General features: G+C 65.3%; 15 protein-coding genes. 11 read left to right on the plus strand and 4 right to left on the minus strand.

What is annotated here, in order from left to right; genetic code table 11:
• The first annotated feature begins 221 nt into the window (after nucleotides 1-221).
• Nucleotides 222-659, plus strand: coding sequence for a hypothetical protein (locus ACCQ09_RS10025; protein WP_011037360.1), 438 nt, complete (start codon nucleotides 222-224; stop codon nucleotides 657-659).
• 848 nt (nucleotides 660-1,507) lie between these two features.
• Here ACCQ09_RS10025 and ACCQ09_RS10030 read toward each other — a convergent pair.
• Genes ACCQ09_RS10030 through ACCQ09_RS10040 form a run of 3 tightly spaced genes read right to left on the minus strand, consistent with a single transcriptional unit; the run spans nucleotide 1,508 to nucleotide 5,166 of the window.
• Nucleotides 1,508-3,124, minus strand: coding sequence for a pseudouridine synthase (locus tag ACCQ09_RS10030; RefSeq protein WP_012438191.1), 1,617 nt, complete (start codon nucleotides 3,122-3,124; stop codon nucleotides 1,508-1,510).
• Nucleotides 3,117-4,247 carry an SMC-Scp complex subunit ScpB gene (gene scpB / locus ACCQ09_RS10035; protein WP_197708538.1) on the minus strand — a complete coding sequence of 377 codons (1,131 nt, stop codon included), beginning with the start codon at nucleotides 4,245-4,247 and terminating at the stop codon, nucleotides 3,117-3,119. Before scpB ends, ACCQ09_RS10030 begins: the two co-directional genes overlap by 8 nt.
• Before the next feature lie 13 nt (nucleotides 4,248-4,260).
• The gene (locus tag ACCQ09_RS10040; RefSeq protein ID WP_040941237.1) at nucleotides 4,261-5,166 is read right to left on the minus strand and encodes a segregation and condensation protein A; all 906 of its coding nucleotides are present in this window, start codon (nucleotides 5,164-5,166) and stop codon (nucleotides 4,261-4,263) included.
• Nucleotides 5,167-5,532: 366 nt separating this feature from the next.
• Here ACCQ09_RS10040 and ACCQ09_RS10045 point away from each other — a divergent pair, with 366 nt between their 5' ends.
• The 10 genes from ACCQ09_RS10045 (at nucleotide 5,533) to ACCQ09_RS10090 (ending at nucleotide 19,591) form a co-directional block, all read left to right on the plus strand.
• Nucleotides 5,533-5,832 (plus strand): YciI family protein, encoded by a 300-nt coding sequence (locus ACCQ09_RS10045; protein WP_040941238.1) that lies wholly within the window; start codon nucleotides 5,533-5,535, stop codon nucleotides 5,830-5,832.
• Nucleotides 5,829-6,098, plus strand: a complete 270-nt coding sequence (locus tag ACCQ09_RS10050) for a BolA family protein (protein ID WP_011037355.1) — start codon at nucleotides 5,829-5,831, stop codon at nucleotides 6,096-6,098. The genes ACCQ09_RS10045 and ACCQ09_RS10050 overlap by 4 nt, the downstream gene beginning before the upstream one ends.
• Nucleotides 6,099-6,573: 475 nt before the next feature.
• Nucleotides 6,574-7,596: a LacI family DNA-binding transcriptional regulator gene (locus tag ACCQ09_RS10055; RefSeq protein ID WP_040941239.1), complete on the plus strand. Its 1,023-nt coding sequence runs from the start codon at nucleotides 6,574-6,576 to the stop codon at nucleotides 7,594-7,596.
• Between the two features lie 106 nt (nucleotides 7,597-7,702).
• Nucleotides 7,703-10,681, plus strand: a complete 2,979-nt coding sequence (locus ACCQ09_RS10060) for a TonB-dependent receptor (RefSeq protein ID WP_040941240.1) — start codon at nucleotides 7,703-7,705, stop codon at nucleotides 10,679-10,681.
• Nucleotides 10,682-10,784: 103 nt separating this feature from the next.
• Nucleotides 10,785-12,422: a glucoamylase family protein gene (locus ACCQ09_RS10065; protein ID WP_011037352.1), complete on the plus strand. Its 1,638-nt coding sequence runs from the start codon at nucleotides 10,785-10,787 to the stop codon at nucleotides 12,420-12,422.
• A gap of 3 nt (nucleotides 12,423-12,425) precedes the next feature.
• Complete coding sequence (locus ACCQ09_RS10070; protein ID WP_040941241.1) at nucleotides 12,426-13,772, plus strand: sugar ABC transporter substrate-binding protein; 1,347 nt, start codon at nucleotides 12,426-12,428, stop codon at nucleotides 13,770-13,772.
• Complete coding sequence (locus tag ACCQ09_RS10075; protein WP_011037350.1) at nucleotides 13,769-14,653, plus strand: carbohydrate ABC transporter permease; 885 nt, start codon at nucleotides 13,769-13,771, stop codon at nucleotides 14,651-14,653. The genes ACCQ09_RS10070 and ACCQ09_RS10075 overlap by 4 nt, the downstream gene beginning before the upstream one ends.
• On the plus strand, nucleotides 14,650-15,486 hold the full coding sequence (locus ACCQ09_RS10080) for a carbohydrate ABC transporter permease (RefSeq protein ID WP_012438197.1): 837 nt from the start codon (nucleotides 14,650-14,652) through the stop codon (nucleotides 15,484-15,486). Before ACCQ09_RS10075 ends, ACCQ09_RS10080 begins: the two co-directional genes overlap by 4 nt.
• Nucleotides 15,487-15,512: 26 nt before the next feature.
• Entirely contained in the window at nucleotides 15,513-18,647 is a 3,135-nt protein-coding gene (locus ACCQ09_RS10085; protein ID WP_040941243.1) for a discoidin domain-containing protein, read from the plus strand.
• A 62-nt stretch (nucleotides 18,648-18,709) separates the two neighbouring features.
• A complete protein-coding gene (locus tag ACCQ09_RS10090) occupies nucleotides 18,710-19,591 on the plus strand; it encodes an endonuclease/exonuclease/phosphatase family protein (protein ID WP_228427825.1) in 882 nt (293 codons plus the stop codon).
• 151 nt (nucleotides 19,592-19,742) lie between these two features.
• Here ACCQ09_RS10090 and ACCQ09_RS10095 read toward each other — a convergent pair whose 3' ends face one another.
• Nucleotides 19,743-20,963, minus strand: coding sequence for a TraB/GumN family protein (locus tag ACCQ09_RS10095; RefSeq protein ID WP_228427813.1), 1,221 nt, complete (start codon nucleotides 20,961-20,963; stop codon nucleotides 19,743-19,745).

Here is a 20,963-nt window from a genome sequence, read left to right on the forward strand (position 1 = left end):
GCCCCCAGCGGCGGCTCGGCCTTGCGCCTTCGCGCCGCCAGCGCTTCGCTCCGACGGCGGCGCCCACCGGCACGGGATGCCACGCGGTGAACTGCGCCGTCTGCGCCTTGCACGCGCCCCAACGATTCGCTGAACCGGTGCTTGCACGGCGCGGGGACCTTGTCGCGGCCGCCACACCGGCGCTGCTAGGCTCGCGCCACGTCCATCACCGGAAGCTGCACATGATCAAGTCGTTCTCTCTGTTCGCGCTGCTGGGCGTCGCCACGCTCGCGCCGCAGGCCCAGGCAGCAGGCAACATCGACTGCAAACTGTCGTTCAATCTCGAAGGCTGGTCGGTGTTCTACAAGACCGCCAGCGGCACCGGCACCATCACCTGCGACAACGGTGCGGTGATTCCGGTGAAGATCTCCAGCAAGGGCGGTGGCCTGACAGTCGGCAAGTCCAAGATCACCGGCGGCCGCGGCACCTTCTCCGGTGCATACAGCCTCAATGATCTGCTGGGCACCTATGCGGCCGCCGAGGCGCATGCCGGCGTGGTCAAGTCCAGTACCGCACAGGTCGTCACCAAAGGCGACATCTCGCTAGCCCTGGCCGGGACGGGTGAAGGTGTGGACCTGGGCGTCAATGTAGGCAACTTCGTGATCGAGCGTCGCAAGTAAGACGCGGCAGATCGCGCTGAAGACGGCACTGCACACAACAAGCGCATCTGTACGCGAGAGGCTTTGTTACCTAGAGATAGGTAACAAAGCCTCTAGAGGTCTGTAGCGATGGCGGCAGTGCGTTGGCCGCACTGACTTTGATTGACGAGTGAAATGATGTCGGGATGGCAGCGACATTGCGCGGATCGAGTGAACTTGATCAGACCGGCAACTAGTCGGACGGCCGCACGGCATGCACTGCTCGCACATGCACACCGACACTCTGGACTGGTCCTTGCCCGCCCACCGGCGCGCGGGACCTTATGCGGCATGGATGCCGTAGAAGAGCTTACATGGACGTACTTGCAGCGTGTCCTGCGACGGTGGGCGGGCCAGGGCCCTGCAGCCAAGCCGCAGATCAGCCGCTGTGCAAGTGATCTATCCGCACTGTCCAACCACTCCAAGACAGGAGAAGACAATCGAAATGTCGAGTCTTAGCCGCATTTGGATGTAGTCAAAAAAAGCTTGGTTAGTCGAGGGCGCGTTGCCCTCACCGCTTGCGGGACACGCCGCAAGTACGTCCATGTAGTCTCGGTGGCGGCATCCATGCCGCCACACGGTCCCGCAAGCGGTGAGGACATCGCACCTGGCAACGTGGTTGTGTGCTGATGGAACCACAAAGCCGGCCGCGCCCGCACAGCGGTGTTCCGTTGGCCGCTCTAAAGCTGCCTCGCGTGCCGGTTCGCTGCGAGCCACAGTTAATGTCTCGCGCTTACTTCAATGTATCGCGTGATTCACGCAGACATGATCCAAGCGATAACGAAAAACGGCCCTTCGCAGGGCCGTTTTTTTATTGCACGTCTTGTAGCTTAGCGACCGCGATTGCCGCCACCTGGTGGCCGACGGTTGCCGCCACCCGGGGGACGACCACCCGGACCACCTGGGCCACGCGGTGCGCCGCCCGGACCACCGGGACCACGATTACCGCCTGGTCCACGGTTGCCGCCGGGGCCGCCTGCACGCGCACCGGTCGGGCGCCCAGCTGCCGGACGTGCGGCACCATACGGGCTGAAACCCGGGTTGGCGTGATCGGACGGGAAGCTCGGCGCGTTGCCCGGGTGGCCGTAGGGGTGCTTGCGCTGGCCCTGACCTTGACCCTGCGACTGACCTTGCCCACCTGCCGCGCCGCGGCCCTGGCCGCCTGCGCCCGGGCGTGCGCCGCCCGGACCCTTCTTGGCGTAAGGACGCGGCTGGCCGGTGCCGGCGCCGCCGGGACCTGCGTTGCGGTGGCCGCTCGGGCCGGTGCTCACGCCATCGGGCACATACCAGCTGCGGAACGCGGCCGGGTTGCCGTCCGGCAGCGAGCGGTCGCCCTTGGCCGGGCCACGCTGCTTGAACGGGCGCTGCTGCGATTGCTTGGCAGCGGCTTCGCCGCTGACCGTCAGGCCGCCCTTGAAACCACCGGGCTTGCCGCGGCCACCACGGCCGCCGCGATCCTCGCGCAGGTTGTCGAAGCGGCGCAGCTCACGGCCTTCATCGGCGCCGGAGGTCTGGCCGTTGACGTAGGCATTGCTGCGGCCGTCGCGCGACACGTGCACGGTCGACTTGGCGGCGCGGCGCTGGCCGATTACCGGCTGCAGCGTCAATGCCGACGGCGCGCCTTCTTCCAGCTTGAGTTCGGCGCGCAGGGCGTCGACCTTTTCCTGCGCCAGTTCCACCGATTGCCCGCGCAACAGCTCGCGCGGCAGCGACACCTTGCCGTAGCGGGTGCGCTTGAGGCGGCTGACCTGGCAGCCTTGCGACTCCCACAGGCGGCGCACTTCGCGGTTACGGCCTTCCTTGACCACCACGCGGAACCAGTCGTGCGAATCGGTGCCGCCGATGCGTTCTATCTCGTCGAACTTGGCGCCGCCGTCTTCCAGCAACACGCCGCGCGATAGACGCTCGATCATGCTGTCGGGCACCTTTTCTTCGCCTTCCGGGGCGCGCACGCGCACCACGTACTCGCGTTCAACCTCGTAGGAGGGGTGCATCATCGCGTTGGCCAACTCGCCATCGGTGGTGAGCAGCAGCAGACCGGTGGTGTTGATGTCCAGGCGGCCGATGGCGATCCAGCGCGAGCCCTTCAGCGCCGGCAGCGACTCGAATACGGTCGGGCGGCCTTCGGGATCTTCGCGGGTGGTCACTTCGCCTTCGGGCTTGTTGTAGACCAGCACGCGCGAGGATTCGGTCAGCGCGCTGGCGACGAAGCTGCGGCCGTCCAGTTCGATCTTGTCGCCGCTGCGCACCGACATGCCGGTCTGCGCGACGGCGCCATTGACCTTGATCAGGCCATCGGCAATGCGCTGCTCCAGCGCGCGGCGCGAGCCCAGGCCGGCCTGGGCCAGCACCTTGTGCAGGCGCTCTTCCAGTTTCGGCGCTTCGGGCGCGCTGTCGCGCTTGAGGGAAAGCTTGTTCAACGACAGCTTGCGGGGGGTGTCACTCATGTGTCTGGCTCCGGCCGACGCGTTCTGTGTCGGCCTCTGGGTCGGAATCGGCTTCGTCAACAGCCACGGTCGTCGTCGCGACGGCGTTGTCTTCGTCTTCGTTCACTGCATCCGCGCGCGTGCCCGGCGCGGTGTCGGGTTCGCCCTCGCGGGCGGTCTGTGGGTGGTGCGTGTTCGGGTCCTGCGCCGCGGTGGCTGCGGGGTGCTGCGGTGTTGCATCGTTCGGGTCGTGCGCATCGGCAGCGCTGTCTGCGCTGTCGCTGCCCTGGGCCTCAGGGGCATCGGTGCCGGCGCCGGTCGTTTCGACCTGGGCGGCGTCTTCGTCGGCTTGCGGCTCCACGTCTGCATCTGGCGCTGCATCGGTGAGTGCTGCTGCGCCGTTGTCGTCGCTATCGGCATCGGCATTCGTTGCATTGCCGTCGTTGTCTGCTCCGGCGACATCATCAGCGCCGTCGTCGTCGGTGTCATCGCTCTGTTCGCCATCAGCCTGCTCTGTATCAGCCGGCGCGGTCTCGTCTTGCGACATCGCGGCCGCGGCGGGCACCGGGCCGTCCAGCTGGCCGTCGCGGTCCAGCGGCAGCTGCGGTTCCAGCTCGGCGATGTCCTTCAACTCAGACAATGGCGGCAGCTCGTCCAGCCGCTTGAGCCCGAAGTAGTCCAGAAAGCCCTTGGTGGTGCCGAACAGGGCGGGCTTGCCGGGCACGTCGCGGTGGCCCACCACGCGGATCCACTCGCGTTCTTCCAGGGCCTGGATGATGTTGCTGCTCACCGCCACGCCGCGCACCTGCTCGATTTCGCCGCGGGTGATCGGCTGGCGGTAAGCGATCAGCGCCAGGGTCTCCAGCGTGGCACGGGTGTACTTGGTGCGACGCTCGGTCCACAGCCGCGCCACCCAGCCGTGCACGTCGGCCTTGACCTGAAAGCGGAAGCCGGACGCTACTTCCACCAATTCCACACCGCGCTCGGTGCACCCCTCGCGCAGCAGTTCCAACGCGCGCTCCACGCTGCCGGGCGGTGCCGGCTCTTCCTCGGGAAACAGCCCTTGCAGCTGCGCCAGCGTCAACGGCTGGCTGCTGGCCAACAGGGCAGCTTCGATAATGCGGGTGATCAGCGCTTGATCCATTCGGTGATCGGCTTCAGGTGGGTTCGTTGGCAGCGTCGCTGTCGTCGAATTCGCTGGAGAATTGCAACGGCGCATTGGTATTGCCCAACGCCAGCGACTTCACGTAGATCGGCGCCAGCGGCGCTTCCTGCACGATGTCCAGCAACTGCTCCTTGGCCAATTCCAGCAACGCCAAAAAGGTGACCAGCACGCCGAGCTTGCCTTCCTCGGCAGTGAACAGCGATTCGAATCGGTAGAACTTGCCGTCGTCCAGACGGCTGAGCACATCGCCCATGCGCTGGCGCACGCTCAGCGCCTCGCGCTTGATCGCATGCCCGGTAAACAGCTCGGCGCGTTTGAGCACGTCGTACAGCGCCATCAGCATTTCTTTCAGATCCACCGGCGGCGGCAGCTTGACCGCGGCACGTTCGGGCAGATGCGCCTGCACCGGCGCCGAGTCGCGCCCCATGCGGGGCAGGGTGTCCAGATCCTCGGAGGCCTGCTTGAACCGTTCGTATTCCTGCAGCCGGCGCACCAGTTCTGCGCGCGGGTCGTCTTCTTCGCCTTCCTGGCTGGGCGGGCGCGGCAGCAGCATGCGCGACTTGATCTCGGCCAGGATCGCGGCCATCACCAGGTATTCGGCCGCCAGTTCGAAACGCAGCTCCTGCATCACGTTGATGTAGTCCACGTACTGCCGGGTGATCTCGGCGACGGGAATATCCAGGATGTCCAGGTTCTGGCGGCGGATCAGGTACAGCAGCAGGTCCAGCGGACCTTCGAAGGCGTCCAGGATGACTTCCAGCGCGTCCGGCGGGATATACAGATCCTGCGGGATCTGCAGCACCGGTTGCCCATGCACGACCGCCAGCGGCATTTCCTGCTGCTGCGGTGGCGCGCTCGTGGCTGGCGGATTCGCGTCGTGCGCGAGTTCGGAATTCATCAGGTCGACATCGGGTCTTGCGGTCGCCGGCCACGGTACGGAGCCGTGCCTGCAGGGCTTTGCCTTGAGTTATTGCGATCAATGTCGTGCCTGCTTCGGCACGATCCCACAAATCCACATACGCCGGTCCGCGTGCAATCAGGCGCCGCGTGGCAGGCGGCGACGGAACAGCGAGGAGGTCGTCTACGCGGGCCGGCGGTGGGCAGCGAATCGGCCGTCGAGAGAAGCGTTGAGCCTGGGCCGACGGGCCGCTGCGTCCGGTTGCGTGTGCAGTGGTGTCAAGGGTAATGCGTGGGTGGGGGCGGTGTCCAGCGCTGGCGCGGCTAGAATTGGCGGTGTGATCTTCCGATGTGGGCGAGGTGGCGTGTGTGGTACGTAATCGAAGGCTATGACCGGGCCGATGCCCTGGCGGCACGGCAGCAGGCGCGACCGGCGCATCTGCAGCGCCTGCAGGCACTGACGGCAGAAGGGCGGCTGTTGGTCGCCGGCCCATGCCCGGCAATCGACGCCGAGGACCCGGGCCCGGCCGGCTTCAGCGGCAGCGTGGTGATTGCCGAGTTCGCTTCACTGGAGGCGGCGCGCGCGTGGGCCGATGCCGACTCGTATCTGGCGGCGGGGGTGTATACGCGGGTCGACGTCCGCCCGTTCCGGCGGGTGCTGCCATGAGCCGGGTCGACCGCATCCGCGCCGCGCTGCAGGCCGCGCTGGCACCCGTCGAACTGGAGGTGGTCGACGACAGTCATCGCCATGCCGGGCATGCGGGCGCGCGCGATGGGCGTGGGCATTTCAATGTGCGCGTGGTCAGCAGTGTGTTTGCCGGCAAGGCGCCACTGGCGCGGCACCGTGCGGTGTACGCCGCGGTGGGCGAGATGATGCAGACCGATATCCATGCGCTCTCGATCGAGGCGCTGGCGCCTGGTGAAGCCGGGTAGGGTGACCATCCGGTCAACCCGGTTCTGACTGGTTGGCCGGAAGCGATTGCGAGGCAGGACCATGCTGGTTGCAGCTTTCTTGTGATCTCCAAGATCGGGGCCGCAGCTGCCTGAATCATCAAGCGGGCGGTCAGGCTGACGCTCGCCAAGCGCGCACGACTCGCGCCTTTGCCCAAGCGAATCAAGGCGCTGCTGGCCCTGCGCGACGCCTGCAAACACTGACCTGTCCGCTGCTGTCCATGCGTCAGTCGCGGCGTCATCCCGTGGCGCCAACGAGACCGGCGTCGCGCTTCGTCTGTGGAGCAATCGCTGCGGGGTTGTTGCGACGCAGCATACTTATTCACGCATCCATCACTTCTAGATGCTTGATCTGTAAGCGTTTTCACAAACCCATTCACAGGGGTTTACGCCTCCGTATGAAAACGCTTACAGTCCGCGCCAGATTTTGGGAAGTCGGTCGCGGAGGGCGACCCGAATGGCCAAAGGTGCGGTCACCATCAAAGATGTCGCTCGAGAAGCACGCGTCTCCGTTGCCACGGTATCGCGGGCGCTCAATGGGCACGACAACGTCGCCGGGCCGGTGCGCCAGGTGGTCCTGGACGTGGCCGAACGCCTGCGCTACAGCCCGCATGCGGCGGCACGTAGCCTCAGCAGCCGGCGCACCCAGACCCTGGGTGTGGTGCTGCCTGATCTGTACGGCGAGTTCTTTTCCGAACTGATTCGCGGCATCGATGGGGCGGCGCGTGCGGCCGGGCAGCATTTGCTGGTCTCCAGCTACCACGGCGATCCCGAAGCCCAGGGCAGGGCGCTGCGTTCCATGCGCGGCCGCGTGGATGGCTTGCTGGTGTTGTCCCCGTACGCCGAGCAGCCGGGTTTTCTCACCGACAACCTGCCGCAGGCACTGCCCACCGTCCTGATCAACGCGCATCTGCCGGGCGCCGACTACCCGGTGCTGAGCATCGACGACCACGCCGGCGCAATGGCGATGACCGAGCACCTGCTTGCTGCCGGGCACCGCCGCATCGCCTTCATCGGCGGGCCGGCGCTGAACTTCGATGCGCGCGAGCGCTTGCGCGGCTTCCGTGACGCGATCGCCGGCCATGCGGGCGGAGCGGAGGGGCTCGAATTCGCCGGCGACTTCGACGAAGCCTCCGGCCATCGCGCCGGCCTTGCCATGCTGGCCGCCGGGGATCTGCCCGATGCGGTCTTCGCTGCCAATGACGTGACCGCGCTCGGCTGCCTGTACGCCTTCGCCCAGGCGGATGTGTCGGTGCCCGACGACGTGGCGCTGGCCGGGTTCGACGACATCCCGCTGGCGCGCTTCGTGCACCCCGCGCTGACCACGATGCGGGTCAGCATTGCGCGCCTTGGCGAGCAGGCGATGACCCGTCTGATGCGGCTGGTGGACCAGCCCGGCCACGACGACGGCATCCGCCAGTTGCTCACCCCGGAGCTGGTGGTGCGTGCGTCCTGCGGAGCCGGCGAGCCCGGCGCCTGACCCTTTTCGCGGACGTCCTGTCCGCTCCCGCTGCCTCCCCCGCAGCGGTTGTTCCTGCAAGACCTTAGTGCCCACAACAACAAGATATCGATCCCTGGAGGGACCAATGAGCCACCACCACCCCCATTCCGCCAGCCCGGCGCGCAAGCTGCTCAGCTGCGCCCTGGCCAGCTGCCTGTTGCTGGGCGCCGCGCCCGCGTTCGCGCAGAGCACCGCTGCGACCATCCGCGGCCAGGTCACGGTCGACTCCGCACCTGCTGCCCAGGCCCAGGTCACCGCCACCAATCTGGCCACCGGCCTGACCCGCACCGTGCAGGTCACCAATGGCGGCTATTCGGTTGGCGGCCTGCCGCCGGGTTCGTACCGCCTGGATGTCACTGCCAATGGGCAGACCACCTCGCAGAACGTCACCGTGCAGGTCGGCCAGACCGCCACCTTGAACCTGGGCGTCGGCGGCGAGCCGGCCACGGCCGCAGGTGGTAACGCCACCACGCTGGACGCGGTGCAGGTCAAGGCGCCGCCGGTGCTGGTGGAGACGCGCACCTCCGAGAACGCGACGTATATTTCCAACGTGCAGATCCAGAACCTGCCGCGTGCCACGCGCAACTTCCTGGAGCTGGCCGACACCGTGCCGAACGTGCAGTTCACCCGTGATGCCAACGGCACCACCAAGGTGCGCTCGGGCGCCACTTCGGCTGAAGGCACCAACGTCTACATCGATGGCGTCAGCCAGAAGAACTACGTGCTGACCGGCGGCGTCAGCGGCCAGGATTCCAGCCGCGGCAACCCGTTCCCGCAGTCGGCGATCGGTGAATACAAGGTCATCACCTCCAACTACAAGGCCGAGTTCGACCAGGTCAGCGGCGCCGCCATCGTGGCCTCGTCCAAGTCCGGCACCAACGATTTCCACGGCAGCTTCTTCTGGGATACCAGCAACGATGGCTGGCGCGAAGAGAGCCCGCTGGAGAAGAAGGCCGGCGTGCGCGACGACTTCGAGGAAACCCAGTATGGTGCGACCTTCAGCGGCCCGATCCTCAAGGACAAGGCACATTTCTTCATTGCCTATGAAGCCAAGGAATACACCACCCCCAACGTGGTGATTCCCGGCTCGATCTACTCGGACCGCATCGACCAGCTGCCGGCGCAGCTGCAGCCGCTGGTGGCTACCTACAGCACCCCGTTCAAGGAAGACCTGTACTTCGGCAAGATCGACTGGACCATTGGCGACAACAACCTGTTCGAGCTGACCGGCAAGTACCGCAAGGAAGACGAGCTCAACGACGTCGGCCAGACCTCGACCTTCGAGCACGGTAGCGTCAACGGCCAGGAAGAAAAGCGCGCCAACCTGCGCTGGCAGTACAGCGGTGCCAACTTCCTCAACGAAGCCAACCTCAGCTACGAGAGCGCGTTCTGGAACCAGGCGCCGCTCAACGACGGCACGGGCTACGTGCTCAGCTACACGCCCAACCGTGGCAACGAGACCGACGTGCTCGCTGCCGGCGCCGGCAGCAGCTTCCAGCGCAAGGGCCAGAAGGGCTGGACCTTCCAGGACGACCTGACCTTGAACAGCCTGGAATGGCATGGCGCGCACACCGTCAAGATGGGCGTGAAGTTCAAGAGCATCGATCTGGATTCCACCCAGTTCAACCCGGCCAACCCGCAGTACTACTACAACATCCTCTCCGATGTCGAAACGCCGTACCGGGTGCGCTTTGGTGCGCCGTTGACCGAAGGCGGCGGCTCGGTGGTGTCCAAGAACAAGCAGTACGGCATCTACCTGCAGGACGACTGGGAGGTCAACGAACACTGGACCTTGAACCTGGGCGTGCGCTACGACTATGAAGAAAGCCCGGCGTTCCTGGACTTCGTGACCCCGTCGGATGTGGCCGGTGCGCTGCAGAACTGGCCCAACCTGCAGAACGCCAACTACAACATCAACAACTTCATCAGCACCGGCAACAACCGCAAGGCGTTCAAGAACGCCTGGCAGCCACGCCTGGGTGCGTCGTACGACCTGTTCGGCGACCAGGCCCACGTGATCTACGGCGGTGCCGGGCGTGCCTATGACCGCAACATCTTCGACTACCTGGCGCTCGAGCAGCTCAACAACTCGTTCAATTCGTATAGCTACTACTTCACCAGTGCCAACAACCCGGCCTGCCTGGGCGACCCATGCACCGCCTGGAACCCGGCCTACAGCACGCAGGAAGGCCTGAACACCCTCACCGCCAACAGCGCCGGCGGCGGTGGTCGCGAGGTCTACCTGATCGACAACAACATCAAGACCCCGTACTCCGACCAATTCAGCATCGGCATGCGCAACATGGTGCCGCTATGGGGCCAGGACTGGTTCACCGACGTGACCCTGAGCCGGATCGAAAGTCATGACGGCTTCGCCTTCGTGCGCGGCAACCGGCTGCCCGATGGCTCGTTCTTCCTGCCGGGCACCACCTCCGGCTCGCCGACCGACGGCCCGGACGGCTACAGCGCCATCGTGCTCGGCACCAATGGTGTGGAAACCCGCAACAACCAGCTCGCGTTGCAGATCGAGAAGCCCTACGACGAAGAATCCGGATGGGGTCTGACCGTGGCCTACGCCTTCTCCGATGCCAAGGAGAACCGCCAGTTCGGCGAGCACTACGCACTGGACCGCGAGCGCGTCGAAGACTACGGCTGGCGCGAGGCCGGCGGTATTGCCAAGAACCGTCTGGTTGTGACCGGCATCTACGAGCTGCCGTATGAGATCAAGCTGTCCGGCAAGCTTTCGCTGGCCAGCCAGACCGCGCGCTACGGGCAGAACTGTCTGGCCGGCAACGACCAGTGCTACATCGTGCAGTTCAAGCCGGACGGCACGCTGGGCTACAAGGAGTTCAGCATTGCAGCCAATAAAGAATGGGATACCGGTGGCGGTGTCAAATTCAACGTCCGTGCGGATATCCTCAACGTGTTCAATTGGGTGAACTACGCCAACTTTAACGGTGAGACCGGGACACTCGGTGACTTGAACACGGCATACGGCACGCCAACCGGCGTGCTGGCATCGCCGATGCGCACCTTCCGTCTGGCCTTCGGTCTGAACTGGTAAGGAGCACGCGACCGTCCTGGCAGGTGCCAGGACGGTCGAAGTCGGCGCCCGGATAGGGTAGGTTTGCGTGCGAGATGTAATCGATTACACGAGTGGGGGGCGGATGAACAGGGGTAAGACATCGCGTTGGCTGGCAGTTCCACTAATGGTGGGGGCGCTGTTGCTGGCGTCCTGCAAACAGGCTGAGGAGCCCAAGGTGGCCGAAAAGAAGGCACCCGTGAAAGTGATCCTGGTGGAAGCACAGATTCCGCCCAAGCCGGTCAAGCCGCCGCTGCCGCCGCTATTTTCCGATATCGAACGCCGCACCTTCCAGTTTTTCTGGGACACCACCAACGAACTCAATGGGCTGTCGCCGGACCGGTTTCCCTCGCGTCCGTTCGCCAGCATCGCCTCGGTGGGCTTTGCGCTCACCGCGTATCCGATCGGTATCGAGAACGGCTGGGTCAGCCGCAATCAGGCGATCGACCGCACCTTGACCACCCTCAAATTCTTCCGCGATGCGCCGATGGGGCCGCAGCGGACCGGTAAGGCCGGCTACAAGGGCTTTTACTATCACTTTCTGGATATGCAGCAGGGCAACCGCTATGACAGCTGGGTCGAGCTGTCGAGCGTGGACACCGCGCTGCTGATGATGGGCGTGCTGTTCACCCAGTCGTACTACGACGGTGACGACCCGCGCGAAAAGGAAATCCGCCAGATCGCCGACACGCTGTACAAGCGTGTGGACTGGCGCTGGCTGCAGCAGCGGGCGCCGCTGATCTCGATGGGCTGGTTCCCCGAGAGCGGCTTCATCGACCACGACTGGATGGGCTACAACGAAGCCATGATGCTGTACATCCTGGCGCTCGGCTCGCCCACGCACGGTGTGGAGCCGGATGCGTGGACGGTCTGGACCCGCACTTACAACAATGACTGGGGCGTCTACCAGGGCCAGGAGTACCTGTCCTTCGGCCCGATGTTCGGCCATCAGTACAGCCATGTCTGGATCGACTTCCGCGATATCCAGGACCAGTACATGCGCGAGCGCGGCATCGACTACTTCCTCAACAGCCGCCGCGCCACGCTGGCCCAGCGCGACTACGCCATCGATAACCCGATGAAGTGGAAGGACTATGGCGAAAACGTCTGGGGCCTCACCGCCGGCGACGGCCCGCAGAACACCAGCCAGGAATACCGCGGCGAGCAGCGCCAGTTCCGCCATTACTCTTCACGCGGCGCCGGCCTGCGCGAGAACTTCGACGACGGCACCATCGCGCCGACCGCGGCGATCTCCTCGATCGTGTTCGCACCCGAGGTGGTGATTCCGGCCACCGAAGAAATGCACAAGCGCTATGGCGACTTCCTGTATTCGAGCTATGGGTTCCTGGATTCGTTCAACCCCAGCTTCAACTACGACATCCCGCTCAAGACCGGGCGCATGGTGCCGGACCGTGGCTGGGTGGCCAGCGACTACATCGCCATCGACCAGGGCCCGATCCTGGCGATGATCGCCAACTACCAGAACGAATTTGTCTGGAACGTGATGAAGAAGAACGCCTACATCCGTACCGGCCTGGAACGCGCCGGCTTCACCGGTGGCTGGCTCACGCCCGACGGCGAGCCGCAGCCGCTGCCCAAGAAGGACGAGCAGGCCGCCGCAGCGCGCGCGCTGGGCATGGCCGAATCGCGTGCGGCCGCTGCCCAGGCGCAGCAGGACCCGTCGCAGCGGCAACACTCCTCGCAACGCCCCAAACCCGAGTAATCCGTGCGCCTTTTGAAACTGATGATGATGGCCGCCGCACTGTGTCTGGGTGCGGCGGGATGTGAACGTTCCGAGCAGGGCCAGACCACCGTGCGCTTCTGGGCGATGGGCAAGGAAGCGGAGGTGGTGGCCGAGCTGGTGGCTGAGTTCGAGCGGCAGAATCCCGGCATCAAGGTGGATGTGCAGAACATCCCGATGACGGCCGCGCACGAAAAACTGCTCACCGCCTTCGCCGCCGATGGGCTGCCGGATGTGTGCCAGCTCGGCAACACCTGGCTGCCGGAATTCGCGCTGCTGGACACGCTGGAGCCGATGCAGCCGTATGTGGCGCGCTCGAGCATCGTCGATCCCAAGGACTACTTCCCCGGCGTGTGGGACACCAATCTGGTCGATGGCACCTTGTACGGGGTGCCGTGGTACGTGGACACGCGCCTGTTGTTCTATCGCAAGGATTTGCTGCGCGAAGCCGGCTATAACGAGATGCCCAAGACCTGGGCGGAGATGGAGCAGGTGATGGCGGCGATCAAGCGCCATGTCGGCCCGGACCGCTACGCCATCCTGATGCCGCTCAACGAGTTCGAGCAGCAGCTGTCGTTTGCGTTGCAGCAGGACGACCGCCTGCTACGCGACCACGATAACTACGGCAACTTCCGTGGCGAAGGCTTCCGCAAGGCGCTGGGCTTCTACGACACCATGTACCAGAAGGGCTGGGCACCCAAGGTCTCCGAGACCCAGGTCTCCAACGTTTGGTACGAATTCTTCAACGGCTACTACGCGTTCTACCTGTCCGGGCCCTGGAACGTGCGCGAGTTCAAGCTGCGCCAGCCGCCGGGCATGGAAGGCAAGTGGGGCACCGCGCCGTTGCCGGGCCCCAACCGCCTGGGCGCCGGCATTGCGGGCGGCTCCAGCCTGGTGATCTTCAAGTCGTCACAGCACAAGGACGCCGCCTGGAAGCTGATCGAATATCTATCCCAGCCGACCGTGCAGGCGCGTTTCCACGCCATCATCGGCGACCTGCCGCCGCGCCGCAGCACCTGGAAGTTGCCATCGCTGGCCAATGACGAGCTGGCGCATGCCTTCGGCGACCAGCTCGAGCGGGTCAAGGCCACGCCGAAGGTGCTGGAGTGGGAGCGCATCGTGCAGGAGATGCGCCTGGTGACCGAGCGCGTGGTGCGTGGCGGGCAATCGCACGAGGACGCCGTGCAGGAACTGGACAAACGCGTGGACGAGATTCTGGCCAAGCGCCGCTGGATCTACGAACAGGAAGGCGGGCATGTCGGCCCGGCGGCCGCACCGGCCACGCCGACGCCCGCGCCGGCGAACGCAGCGGCTGAAGGAGCTGCCCGATGATGAAGCGCAACTCCGTGGCCGGCTGGGTCTTCGCCGCGCCGTCGATCCTGGTGCTGGGCATGTTCTTCGGCGTGCCGGTGTTCGCCGCGCTGGTGCTCAGCGTCACCGACTTCGACCTGTACGCGCTGGCCGACAGCAGCCATCTGCGCTTCGTTGGCCTGGGCAACTACATCGAGCTGCTGCAGACGCCGCTGTTCTGGAAGTCGCTGTGGAATACCACCTACTTCGTGCTGCTGGGCGTACCGATGTCCATCGCGGTGTCGCTGGGCGCGGCGCTGCTGCTCAATGCCAAGGCTTCGCGGTTCAAGGCCTTGTTCCGCACCGCGTTGTTCGCGCCGGTGGTCACCACGCTGGTGGCAGTCGCGGTGATCTGGCGCTACCTGTTCCACATCAAGTACGGCCTGGTGAATTTCGGCCTGAGCCACCTGGGCATCGCCCCGATCGACTGGCTGGGTGATCCGCGCTGGGCAATGCCGACCATCATGCTGTTCGCGGTGTGGAAGAACTTCGGCTACAACATGGTGATCTTCCTGGCCGGCCTGCAGGCGATCCCGCAAGACCTCTACGAGGCGGCGCGCATCGACGGTGCCTCGCGCTGGAAGCAGTTCCTGCACATCACCTTGCCGATGCTCGGCCCGGTGCTGATGGTGGTCGGTGTGATCACCATCTCCGGTTATTTCCAGCTGTTCGCCGAACCCTATGTGATGACCCGCGGCGACCCACTGCAAAGCACCGTGAGCGTGCTGTATTTCATGTTCGAGGAAGGCTTCAAGTGGTGGAACCTCGGCCGCGCGTCGGCGGTGGCGTTCCTGCTGTTTCTGATCATCCTGACCGTGACCACCGTGATGCTGCGCTTCGGGCGCAAGAAGGACCTGATATGAGTCGTGATGTCGGCGAATCGCGCTGGAATGGCCTGCTGATCAATGGCGGGTTGTTGCTGCTGGCGCTGGTCAGCCTGGCGCCGCTGTTGTGGATGCTGTCGGTGTCGTTCATGCCCACCGGCGAGGCCAGCCGGTTTCCGCCGCCGATGCTGCCGTCGGCGTTCACCCTGGCCAACTACCACGAGCTGTTCGCCCGCACCGGCATGGCGCGCAACTTCGCCAACAGCCTGATGGTATCGGGGCTGATCACGCTGGGCTCGTTGCTGATCAACACCATGGCCGGCTATGCGTTTGCCAAGCTGCAGTTCGTGGGCCGCGAGCGCATCTTCAAGATCCTGATGGCCGCGCTGGTGATCCCGGCGCAGGTGGCGATGCTGCCGCTGTTCCTGCTGATGAAACAGTTGCATCTGGTCAACAACATCGGCGGGGTGGTGGTGCCGGCACTGGCCACCGTGTTCGGTATTTTTCTGGTGCGCCAGTACGCGCGCAGCATTCCCGATGAGCTGATCGAAGCGGCGCGCATCGATGGCGCCAGCGAGATGCGGATCTTCTTCCAGATCGTGCTGCCGATGCTCAAGCCGGTGCTGGTCACCTTGACCATCTTCACCTTCATGGGCTCCTGGAACGACTTCATGTGGCCGCTGATCGTGCTGACCGACCAGGAGCAATACACCTTGCCGGTGGCGCTGGCCGCATTGTCGCGCGAGCACATCATGGACGTGGAATTGATGATGGCCGGCGCGGTGGTGACGGTGATTCCGGTGCTGCTATTGTTCCTGGCGCTGCAGCGTTACTACATCCAAGGTCTTCTGCTGGGGAGTGTGAAGGGGTGAAGCCAATTTTCCTGCGACTGTTTGCCATGGCCGCTGTTGCCACCGCGGGTGCGGCACAGGCGCAGGAGCGCGTGCTCGACGGATTCAACGACATCGCCGCGTGGCGGTTGGTGGTCTCCAACCAGGTCAGCGGCTCGCTGCGCCCGGTAGCAACCACCTCCGGCGGCCACGCCTTGTGCCTGGACTACAACTTCAACGGCGTGTCTGGCTATGTCGGCATCCGCCGCAGCCTGCCGATCGACTACCCGGACAACTACCGCATTGGCTTTGCGCTGCGCGGCGAGTCGCCGTCCAACGATCTGCAGGTCAAGTTGATCGATGCCAGCGGCGACAACGTGTGGTGGATCAACCGGCCGGGCTTCACTTTCCCCAAGACCTGGACCACCTTCAACTACCGCAAGCGCAACATCGAAAAGGCCTGGGGCCCGGGTGCGGACAAGCAGTTGCGCAGCAGTGCCGATGTCGAGTTCACCATCTACAACAAGGTCGGTGGCAAGGGCTCGGTGTGCTTCGACCGCCTGACCCTGACCCCGTTGCCGCCAGAGGACACCTCGCCGTTGAAGGCCGAGGCCATTACCGACACCGCACCGGCGCTGGAGCAGCGTCTGGCCGATGGCAAGCCGGACACCTTCTGGCTCAGCGGCGCAGTCAAACAGCAGACGGTGACCCTGGACCTGGGCAAGGTGCGCGAGTTCGGCGGTGCCATCGTGCAGTGGGTGCCGGGCCTGCAGGCATCGCAGTACGTGGTGCGGTCGTCCAGCGATGGGCGTAGCTGGCGCGACCTGCGCACAGTCACCGCCGGCGCTGGCGGTACCGATTGGCTGGCCTTGCCCGATACCGAGACGCGCTACCTGCGTTTCGATCTCAAGGATGGCCCCAACTGGCGCTATGGCATCAAGGAAGTGCAGCTGCAGCCGCTGGCCTTCGCAGCGACGCCGAATGACTTCATCAAATCGCTTGCGACGCAATCGCCGCGTGGCAATTTCCCGCGCGGGTTTTCCGGCGAGCAACCGTACTGGACCATCCTCGGCCTGGACGGCGGCACCGAGCAAGGCCTGATCGGCGAAGACGGCGCGGTGGAAGTGGGCAAGGGCGGTTTCAGCGTGGAGCCGTTCGTCAGTGTCGGCGGCAAGCTGTTGCGCTGGGCCGATGTCAGCAGCGAACAAAGCCTGCAGGACGATTACCTGCCAATCCCCAGCGTCGACTGGCACCACGACCTCATGAATCTGCGCATCACCGGCTTCGTGCAGGGCACTCCTGATCAGGCACAGCTGGTCGCGCGCTATCAGCTGCGCAATACCGGCAAGGACGCGCGCGAGTTCACCCTCGCATTGGCGGTACGGCCGTTCCAGGTCAACCCGCCGGCGCAGTTCCTCAACACCCTGGGCGGCATCAGCCGCATCGAGCAGTTGTCGGTGGACGGGGCGCAGGTCAACGTCAACGGCAAGCCGCGCGTGTTCGCCGCGCAGCGGCCGGATGCCGCCTTCGCCAGCGCCTTCGACAGCGGCATGGATGTCACCCATCTCACCGCCGCGACGCTGCCCACAACCACGCAGGTCAAGGACGAAACCGGGCTGGCCTCGGGCGTGCTGGTGTATCACTGGAAGCTGGAGCCGGGCCAGAGCCGCGAGGTTGCGCTGGTCATTCCGCAGACCGGCAGCGCGCAGCTGCCGGCCGGCTTCGATGCCGACAAGGCGCAGCAGCAAGTGGCCCAGCAGTGGCGCGGCAAGCTCGATCGCGTGCGCATCAGCGTGCCGGCCGAAGGCAAGCCGGTTGTCGATACGCTGCGTACCGCGTTAGCGCACATGCTGATCTCGCGCATCGGCCCGCGTCTGCAGCCGGGCACGCGCTCGTATTCGCGCAGCTGGATCCGCGACGGCGCCATGATTTCCGAAGGCCTGCTGCGGCTCGGGCGCGAAGACGTGGTGCGTGACTACGTCGACTGGTTTGCGCCGTATCAATTTGCCGACGGCATGGTGCCGTGCTGCGTGGACGACCGTGGCAGCGACCCGGTGCCGGAAAACGACAGCCATGGCGAGCTGATCTTCAACGTCGCCGAGTACTACCGCTACACCGGCGACAAGCCGTTCCTGGAAAAGATGTGGCCGCACGTGCTCGGCGCCTACGAGTACATGGAAAAGCTGCGCGCCAGCGAGCGCACCGAAGACAACTTCATGCGTAACCCGGCTTTCTACGGAATGATGCCGGTGTCGATCAGCCACGAAGGCTATTCGGCCAAGCCGGTGCATTCGTATTGGGACAACTTCTGGGCGCTGCGCGGCTACAAGGACGCGGTGATGCTGGCCGGTGCGCTGGACAAGCCCGACGAGGTTGCGCGCTTCAGCACCGCCCGCGACGAATTCAGCGGCGATCTCACGGCCTCGCTGGCGGCGGCGGTACGCCAGCATCAGTTGGATTTCCTGCCCGGTTCGGCGGAACTGGGCGACTTCGATGCAACCTCCACCACCATTGCGCTGGCGCCCGGTGGCGAGCAGCAGCGTCTGCCGCCGGAGCTGTTGAACAACACCTTCGAGCGGTACTGGAAGGAGTTCACCGACCGCCGCGACAGCAAGCGCGAATGGAAGGACTACACGCCGTACGAATGGCGCAACGTTGCCGCATTCGTGCGCCTGGGCTGGCGCGACCGCGCCTGGGATGCCACCGCGTTCTTCTTCAAGGACCGCGCGCCGCAGCCCTGGAATCAGTGGGCCGAAGTGGTCTCGCGTACGCCGCGCACGCCGTTCTTCGTCGGCGACCTGCCGCATGCGTGGGTGGCCTCGGACTTCGTGCGCTCGGTGCTGGACATGTTTGCCTACGGGCGCGAGGCCGACGCCAGCCTGGTGATTGCCGCGGGCACGCCAACGCGTTGGTTCGACGGCAAGGGCATTGGCATTGCCGAGCTGCGCACGCCCTATGGGCGCCTCAACTACACCTTGCAGCGCACCGACAAGCAGCTGGTGCTGCAGCTGCAGCCCGGCCTGATCCTGCCGCCCGGCGGCGTGGTGTTTGCCTGGCCGTATCAGGGCGAACCGGGCAAGGCCAGCATCAATGGCGAGGCGGCGCAGTGGGAAAATGGCGAGCTGCGCATCCAGCAGTTGCCGGCCTCCGTGCAGATCGAGGTGCCAAGCGCGGTGCGGCGGGCCGAACGGGCTGCGCAATGAGTGCGTGGCGCCGGTCGTTGCAGGCAACAACGTCGCGGCGCTATCGCGGCCGGCTCGGTGTGTTGATGGTGCTGGCCCTGTCCTGCACGGGTGCGCACGCTGCGCAAGCGGAGCAAGCCAATGTCCAGAACGCGGGGCAAACAGCGCAGTCGCAGCAAACCGCCACCGCGGCCCCGCGCGAGATGACCCTGGTCACCCTCAACCTGCATCACGACCGCGAAGACTGGCCTGCGCGCCGTGCCTATATCGCCAAGGAACTCAAACGGCTGGCGCCGGATGTGATCGCCTTGCAGGAAGTGATCGAACGCCGCGGCAGTGTGGAGAATCAGGCCGCCTGGCTGGCCCGTCGGCTTGGCTACGCGTACACGTTCGCATCGGTCGACCCGCCCGGCGCGCCCAAGCGCTATGGCAACGCGCTGCTGAGCAAGCGCCGCGTGCTGGCCCAGCATCAGCGCCTGCTGCAACCGCTGGACGATTACCGCGTGGCCGCGCATCTGCAGGTTGATATGGATGGCCAGCCGGTCAACGTCTACGTGACGCATCTCAACGAGCGGTCCGATGCGCGCGGTGCGGCGATCCGCACCCGCCAGGTGGCCGACTTGCTGGATTTCATCGCGTCCAACAGCAACCAGGCGCCGGTGGTGATCGCCGGCGATTTCAACACCGCGGCCGATACCCTGGATCTGGAAGCGCTACGCAAGGGCTATGGCGATAGCTATGGCAGCGTGCACCGCAACAGCGATGCAACTGTCAGCACCTTGAACCTGCATGTGTTCGACAAACCCTCGCGCATCGATCACGTGTTCTTCCAGCAGAACCGCTTGCTCGCACGCGAGGCGCGCATCCTGTTCGACACCCCGTATGCCGAAGGCCGCTGGGCCTCGGACCATTACGGCGTGTGGGTAAGCCTGCAGTTCGCGCCGGAGACGGCTGCCGCCCCTTAGCAGCGGTCCTCGTCATAGGGGCGCACCTGGTCGCGATCGGGCCGCCCATTCCAGCCGTCTATCGCGCAAGTCACCATTGCGCCGAGGTGCGCTCCTACAATACAGAGAGCATCAGCTGCTGGCGCTGATGCGGCGACCGCGCTCCCCCAACTCACCCATGCAGCCGCTGAAAAATCTGCACACCGGCCAGCCACACGCCCGCGCCGCTGCCCAGGTTGGTCAGCAGGAACGTCAGCACCACCCGTGACACACGGTTGCGGTACCAGCCCCGCAAGGTCTGTGCATCGTCGCGCAGGGTGAGGAAGTCGCCATAGGCCGGCTTGCGCATATGCACTTCGACCAATGCGGCGAACGCGCCGGTCGGCACGCTCAGCCGGAACGGCTTGAACGGTGCCACCACCGCGGCGGTGAGAATGCTCAGCGGATGACTGCCGGCCAACAGGCAGCCCAGCGCTGCCAGGCCGCCGGTGTACATCGCCCATTGCAGCAGCAGGTCCGCACCCATCGACATGCCGCCGCGCCAGAACCCGATCCCGATCCCGGCAATGATCACCGTCAACATGCCCAGCGTGATCCAGGGAATACGCTTGCGCTGCTGCACGTATTCCAGCGACTCGCGCAGCGGGCCGGGCGCATCGGTGTCCTGCGCAAGGTGGCGGGCGAGCCCGGCAAGATGGCCGGCGCCGACCACGGCCAGTACCTCAAGCTGGGTGGGGCTGGCTTCTTCGCGCAGCCGCGTGGCCATGTAGCGATCGCGCTCGGCAATCACCGTCTCGTACAGCTCCGGGCTTTCGCTGGCGAAATCGCCGAAACTGGCCTCCAGCATGTCGCCTTGCTTGAGTTTTTCGATCTCTTCTTCGCCCACTTCGTCAGCGGCGAACAGCCCCGCCAGCAGGCCGCCGGCCAGCTTCATCTTGCCGAAGAAGCCCAGCCGCCCGGAGGCGCGTTTGAAGGTCAGCCCCACTTCGCGGTCGATCAGATGCACCGGCAGGCCCTGTGCACGTGCCAGGTTCACCGCTTCCTTCAGCTCCGCACCCGGCTCGATGCCCAACTGCTTGGCCAGGCGCCGTTGGTAGGCGGCCAATGCCAGGTTGGCGGCGAACAGCGCCACGCGACCCTTGCGGATCACCTGCACCAGATCCAGGCGGGCGAGGGCATCGGGGTCGCTGAGCGCCTGCAGGCGCTGCGCGTCCAGCTCCACGGCCACCGCGTCATACCGGCCGCTGCCGATCGCCCGCTGCACCGCCGCCACGCTTGCCAGCGAGACGTGCGCGGTGCCGAGCAGGGTGTAGCGCACACCGTCGCGTTCGACGATGCGGTGCGGCTGGCCGGACAGCGCATCGTCCTGCAACACGGGGGTGATGTCGGTCAT

The sequence above is a fragment of the Xanthomonas sp. NCPPB 2586 genome, from assembly GCF_041475775.2.
GTDB classification, from domain to species: Bacteria; Pseudomonadota; Gammaproteobacteria; order Xanthomonadales; family Xanthomonadaceae; genus Xanthomonas; species Xanthomonas campestris.